Annotated in this window: 4 protein-coding genes and 1 rRNA gene; 3 read left to right on the forward strand and 2 right to left on the reverse strand. The window is 64.3% G+C overall.

Annotation, left to right across the window (positions count from 1 at the left end):
- The first annotated feature begins 108 nt into the window (after positions 1 to 108).
- The 3 genes from DID99_RS27535 (at position 109) to DID99_RS27545 (ending at position 3992) form a co-directional block, all read left to right on the forward strand.
- A complete protein-coding gene (locus DID99_RS27535; RefSeq protein WP_124523339.1) occupies positions 109 to 1017 on the forward strand; it encodes a LysR family transcriptional regulator in 909 nt (302 codons plus the stop codon).
- Between the two features lie 220 nt (positions 1018 to 1237).
- Complete coding sequence (locus DID99_RS27540; RefSeq protein WP_124667898.1) at positions 1238 to 2830, forward strand: inorganic phosphate transporter; 1593 nt, start codon at positions 1238 to 1240, stop codon at positions 2828 to 2830.
- Positions 2831 to 3248: 418 nt separating this feature from the next.
- On the forward strand, positions 3249 to 3992 hold the full coding sequence (locus DID99_RS27545) for a 2OG-Fe(II) oxygenase (RefSeq protein ID WP_185500328.1): 744 nt from the start codon (positions 3249 to 3251) through the stop codon (positions 3990 to 3992).
- Between the two features lie 255 nt (positions 3993 to 4247).
- On the opposite strand, the gene DID99_RS27550 is transcribed toward DID99_RS27545, so the two are convergent.
- Both DID99_RS27550 and rrf read right to left on the reverse strand, forming a co-directional pair.
- The gene (locus DID99_RS27550) at positions 4248 to 5672 is read right to left on the reverse strand and encodes a DHA2 family efflux MFS transporter permease subunit (protein WP_124488700.1); all 1425 of its coding nucleotides are present in this window, start codon (positions 5670 to 5672) and stop codon (positions 4248 to 4250) included.
- A gap of 549 nt (positions 5673 to 6221) precedes the next feature.
- A 5S ribosomal RNA gene (gene rrf, locus DID99_RS27555) occupies positions 6222 to 6334 on the reverse strand.
- Positions 6335 to 6361 lie beyond the last annotated feature (27 nt).

Genomic DNA, 6361 nt, shown 5'->3' on the forward strand with positions numbered 1-6361 from the left:
AATAGTCGATCCGGCAGCCATCATAGGGATTTCATCCCATGAAATAAAATGGCATTATTTCATTCATCCATTAAATCTGTTCATGTATCTGTCGGGCAAGCGATACCCATGCTGGAACGATTCCATCTCGTCGTGATCCGCGAAGTCGAGCGCCAGGGCTCGTTGACCGCGGCCGCCAACGCGCTGCATCTCACGCAATCGGCGCTCAGCCATACCGTCCGGAAAATCGAGCAGCAACTCGGCACGCCGATCTGGGACCGCGAAGGCCGCGGCCTGCGGCTCACGCAGGGCGGGCAGTATCTGCTGAGGCTGGCGAACCGGCTGCTGCCGCAGTTCGAACTCGCCGAGGAGCGCATGAAGCAGTACGCGAAGGGCGAGCGCGGCACGCTGCGCATCGGGATGGAGTGCCATCCGTGCTACCAGTGGCTGCTGAAGGTCGTGTCGCCGTACCTGTCGCGCTGGCCGGACGTCGACGTCGACGTGAAGCAGCGCTTCCAGTTCGGCGGCATCGGAGCGCTGTTCGGCCATGACATCGACGTGCTCGTGACGCCCGACCCGCTGAACAAGCCGGGCCTGCGCTTCGATCCCGTGTTCGACTACGAACAGGTGCTGGTGGTCGCGGACGCGCACCGTTTCGCGAACGCCGACTACGTGACGCCCGAGCAGCTGACCGACGAGATCCTGATCACCTACCCGGTCGAGACCGACCGGCTCGACATCTACAACCAGTTCCTGACGCCGGCCGGCATCGTGCCGCGGCGTCACAAGTCGATCGAGACGACCGACATCATGCTGCAGATGGTGGCGAGCGGGCGCGGCGTGGCCGCGCTGCCAAGATGGCTTGCAGACGAATACGCGGACCGGATGCCGGTCGTGCCGGTCAAGCTCGGCAAGAAAGGGATCGCGAAACAGATCTTCCTCGGCATCCGCGAGGCGGATGCGTCGATCGACTATCTGGCCGCATTCGTCGCGCTGGCGCGTGAATCGACATGGAGCGCGCCGCGCATGCTGCGCTAGCGGCGCTCGCGCCGTGCGCGCTTCCCGCGGCCCGCATGCCGGTGCGCGGGCCTGTTCACGAAATGGATGACGACGCGAGCTGGCACGACATGTCGCAATTCGACGTCACGGCACCCTCCCCTTACACATCCGTAAGACGATGATTCGACGTCCCGACTGTCATCAAACTGACTGGTAGCGAAAGCTAGGATCGGACGCGGTTCCCTTACGAGATGCCGTCATGAATCAACCTGCTTCGTCCGCACCGAACAATTCGGGTTCCGTCGAACGCACCAGGCAGGTCGGCTATGCCGTCTTTCTGCTGGTGCTCGCGTTCGGCGCCCTCTATATCGCCACGCACCTGATCGCCGACCTGTCGCCGGTCCGCGAAGGCTCGCTGTTTCCGTACCTGATGCTCGGCGCCGCGCTGCTGATCGCGCTCGGCTTCGAATTCGTCAACGGCTTCCACGACACTGCAAACGCGGTCGCCACCGTGATCTATACGCACTCGCTGACGCCGAACGTCGCGGTGATCTGGTCCGGCATGTGGAACTTCCTCGGCGTGATGGTCTCGAGCGGCGCCGTCGCGTTCGGCATCCTGCAGTTGCTGCCGGTCGAGCTGATCCTGCAGGTCGGCAGCGGCGCAGGCTTCGCGATGGTGTTCGCGCTGCTGATCGCCGCGATTGTGTGGAACCTCGCGACCTGGTATTTCGGATTGCCGTCGTCGAGCTCGCATACGCTGATCGGGTCGATCATCGGCGTCGGTCTGATGAACCAGCTGATGCACGGGCCGTCGGGCACGAGCGGTGTCGACTGGGCCCAGGCGCTCGGCGTCGGCAAGTCGCTGCTGTTCTCGCCGATCGTCGGCTTCCTGTGCGCGGCACTGCTGCTGCTCGTGCTGAAGGCGCTCGTGCGGGTTCCGGAGTTGTACAAGGAGCCGCCGAAGGATCAGCCGCCGCCGTTCTGGATTCGCTGCCTGCTGATCCTGACCTGCACGGGCGTGTCGTTCGCGCACGGGTCGAACGACGGGCAGAAAGGGATGGGCCTCATCATGCTGATCCTGATCGGCACGGTGCCGACTGCGTATGCGCTGAACAAGGCCGTCACGCCGGCCGAAACGCAGACCTTCGTCGCCGTCGCGAACCAGGCTGCCGCGACGTTCGGGAAGTACACGAACGGCGTCGCGCCGTCCGCGAACCCGCGTGCCGACGTCGAACACTACGTGCAGCATCGTGAACTGACGCCCGCGGTGCTGCCGGCCGTGCAGCAGCTGTCCGCGTCGCTCGCGAACGCGGTCGGCGCGTCGGGGTCGATGGCGGCGGTGCCGCAACGCGACGTCGACAACGTGCGCAACACGATGTATCTGGTGTCCGAAGCCATTCGCCTGATCGAGAAGTCGGGGCAGCCCGCGTTCGCCGCCGACGACAAGCTCGCGATCGACAACTATCGCAAGCAGCTCGACCACGCGACCAAGTTCATTCCGACCTGGGTGAAGGTGGCTGTCGCGATCGCACTGGGCCTCGGCACGATGGTCGGCTGGAAACGGATCGTCGTGACCGTCGGCGAGAAAATCGGCAAGCAGCATTTGACGTATGGGCAGGGCGCGTCGGCCGAACTCGTCGCGATGCTGACGATCGGCGCCGCCGACGTGTACGGGCTGCCCGTGTCGACGACGCACGTGCTGTCGTCGGGTGTCGCGGGCACGATGGCGGCGAACGGATCCGGGTTGCAGTGGAGCACGGTGCGCAGCCTCGTGCTCGCGTGGGTGCTGACGCTGCCCGCGTCGATCGTACTGGCTGGCGGGCTCTACTGGTTGTTCCGGTCGGTGGCTTGATCGGGGAAGCGGCGCGTGGCCGGTGAAAACCGGTCGCCTGCCGTGGAAGGTTCCGCAGTCGCTTCTCTGCTTCTGTGCTTCTGCGCTTCTCCGCTTCTCCGCTTCTCCGCTTCTCCGCTTCTCCGCTTCTCCGCTTCTCCGCTTCTCCGCTTCTCCGCTTCTCCGCTTCTGCGCTTCTGCGCTTCTGCGCTTCTCCGCTCCGACACATCGCGGCATCCGATGTGTCCGCGCCGCGCTCCCAACTTTCTCTCCTCCCCTCCCTTCCGAATTGAAGCGCAAGATCTGGAGCGCGCCGGCACGCGGACGCCGCTAGACTGGGTTCATCGACTTTCATCGTGGCTTCAACCGTGCACGCGACGCTGGCGAGTATTTCGCGCGACCGTACGGCGCCACACTGCTGACGAACCGAGGGATGCCCGTGAATATCGCCGATCTGCAACCTGCCGTCGAATCGCCGGACATCGCGCAACGCGTCGACGCAATCGACTGGTCGACCGTCGATGTCGAGCTCGATCGCTACGGATGTGCGCGGGTACCAGGCCTGATCTCCACAAGCGAGTGCGATGCGCTCGCCTCGCTCTATGCGCGGGATGCACTCTACCGTTCACGCGTCGTGATGGCACGGCACGGGTTCGGGCGCGGCGAATACAAATACTTCGCGTACCCGCTGCCCGCGGTCGTCGCCGAGTTGCGTGCGACGCTCTATCCGCATCTCGCGCCGATCGCGAATCGCTGGAACCAGGCACTCGGGAGCGACGTCCGCTATCCGAAAGAGCACCGGACCTTTCTCGATCGCTGCCACGCGGCGGGGCAGACACGCCCGACGCCGCTGATCCTGCAATACGGGCCGGACGACTACAACTGTCTCCATCAAGACCTGTATGGCGAGCATGTCTTTCCGCTCCAGGTCGCGATCCTGTTGTCGGCACCCGGGCGGGATTTCACGGGCGGCGAGTTCGTGCTGACGGAACAGCGGCCACGCATGCAGTCACGCGCGGAAGTGGTGCCGCTCATGCAAGGCGACGCGGTGATCTTCGCCGTGCACGGCAGGCCCGTGCAGGGAACGCGCGGCGTCTACCGCGTCAACTTGCGCCATGGTGTGAGCAGAATTCGAAGCGGCCACCGCCACACGGTCGGCATCATCTTCCATGACGCACAGTGACGGCCCGCGGAACGAACATGACGCTGTCGCGCCATTCGGCACGCGGACAGGGTCGTGCAACCGGCACCGCACGTCGGTGCTCGAGGCTCGTTGCACCCTGCCGTCGCCGTACGGTCCGCTCATCGCTCGTGGTAACGGATAACGGGTTGTGCCGCCCGTCGGACCATCGTCGCCTCGACCGATCGATGTTTCAGGTGAGCAACGAAAAGCCGCCGCCCTCACCTGTCGCGACGCCAAGACAACGCGAGATCCGGCCTACCCTCGGGCCACATTTGCCCGCAGGCGGTCGCCAGCATCGGAAGCCAGCCGCGCATAGCCCGGCAGCGTCAGCAGCGCGAGCACGCCCGCCGCAACGAACGCCCAGCGAAAATCGTCGAGTACGTAGTGCATGCCGGCCGCGTCGCCACGTACCAACGCCGCGAGCCGCAGCGACAACGCACCGAATGCGATCCCCATCCCGATCGTCATCTGCTGCGCGGCGCTCCACAGCGTGCTGGCCGCGCTCGTCTGCCGGGCCGGGATATCCGCATACGCCAGCGTCGCGAGCGTCGTGAACTGCATCGACCGCGTGAGCCCGTAGACGAATACGACGAACAGCGTGATCGCCAGCGGCGTCGACGCGGTCAGCCAGCCGCACGCGATCGTGAAGATTCCGACGATCGTCACGTCGACGAGCGCAACGCGCCGGAAACCGAAGCGGTCGAGGATCCACGACGTTCCCGCCTTCATCCCGAGATTGCCGAGCGCGCTCGCGAGCAGCAGCAGGCCGGACTGGAACGGCGACAGCCCGAAGCCGATCTGGAACAGCAGCGGCAGCAGATATGGCACGGCGTTGATCGCCATCCGCGTGATCGAGCCGGTGATCACCGTCACCGAGAACGTCGGCACCTTCAGCGTCGTGAAATCGAGCAGCGGGTGCGCGCAGCGTTGCGCGTGCATCCACGCGGCGATGCCGAACAGCACGCTCGCCCCCACCAGAATGCCCGCGCGCGTGAAGTCGACGTCCTGCTGGCCGGCCGCTTCGGTACCGATCAGCAGACAGGTCAACGCTCCGCCGGCCAGCACGAACCCGACCCAGTCAAGCGGCCGTTGCTCATCGGCCCGCGTATTCCGGACGATCAGCCAGGTACAGACGAGCGCAGCGATGCCGAACGGGACATTCAAAAGGAAGATCCATCGCCATGACGCGTAGGTCGTGATGAAGCCACCGATCGGCGGCCCGACGACCGGCGCGACGATGCCCGGCCACGTAATCGTCGCGATCGCACGCATCAGCCTGGCCTTCTCGGTGCTGCGCACGACGATCATCCGTCCGACCGGCACCATCATCGCCCCGCCGACACCCTGCAGCAGTCGCGCGGCCGTGAACGTCACCACGCCCTCGGACAGCCCGCACAGCACCGACGCACCGGTAAAGACGAAGATGGCCGTGGCGAACACCGTACGCGAGCCATAGCGATCCGCGATCCAGCCGCTGATCGGGATGAACACCGCGAGCGCCAGCATGTAGGCTGTCATCCCGAGGCTCAACGCGTTCGGCCCGACGCCGAACGAGCGCGCCATCTGCGGCAACGCGGTCGCGATCACGGTCGTGTCGAGATACTCCATGAAGAACGTTGCGGCGACGAGGTACGGCAGGAAGTCGGTCGTCCGACCACCTTGGGCAGGGCTGTCAGTCATGAACGGTACAGGAAACGGAATGCGAGGATGCCGAGTTCCGGCAGGTGCAGACGAGGCCGGTAATCGGGACGAGTGGCGATATTACCCTGAAGGATTGATTGTCCGCTCTGTCGGGCATGTCGCGCGAATGGACTTTATGCGCATAGATTTTTATGACGATATTGCGCCGCGTTGGCCGAATGGTGCACACGAGCAGGTCGACGTGACACTTCGAGGGACGGATGGATCAAGCCGGGGGATTCCGCTGCAAAGTGGCATTTCCAGACAATTGTGGACCAACGTCACGCATCGTCGGCCAGTATGACGTCATCGTCACACGCCGCGACATTGACTGGTGCTGACAGACGGCGGATTGGTGTGATCTGGAGAAGGATGTACCGGGTAGATCTCGGTGGGCAAAGTGGTGGGGGGTTCGAGCACCGTGGGTACATGAATTAACGCCATCGGCACCCCAGTTCCAGCCACGTTGCACTTCGCCATTGCGCACGCGTTTCTTTGCCGCAAATGCAAAAACCCCCGCCTTTCGGGCGGGGGTTTCTGGCTTAGGGAGCCTGACGATTACCTACTTTCACACGGGAATCCGCACTATCATCGGCGTAGAGTCGTTTCACGGTCCTGTTCGGGATGGGAAGGGGTGGGACCGACTCGCTATGGTCATCAGGCAAAGAGGGTTGTCACGTTGCTTCGCA

Source organism: Burkholderia sp. Bp8986 (assembly GCF_003854225.1).
Classification (GTDB): domain Bacteria; phylum Pseudomonadota; class Gammaproteobacteria; order Burkholderiales; family Burkholderiaceae; genus Burkholderia.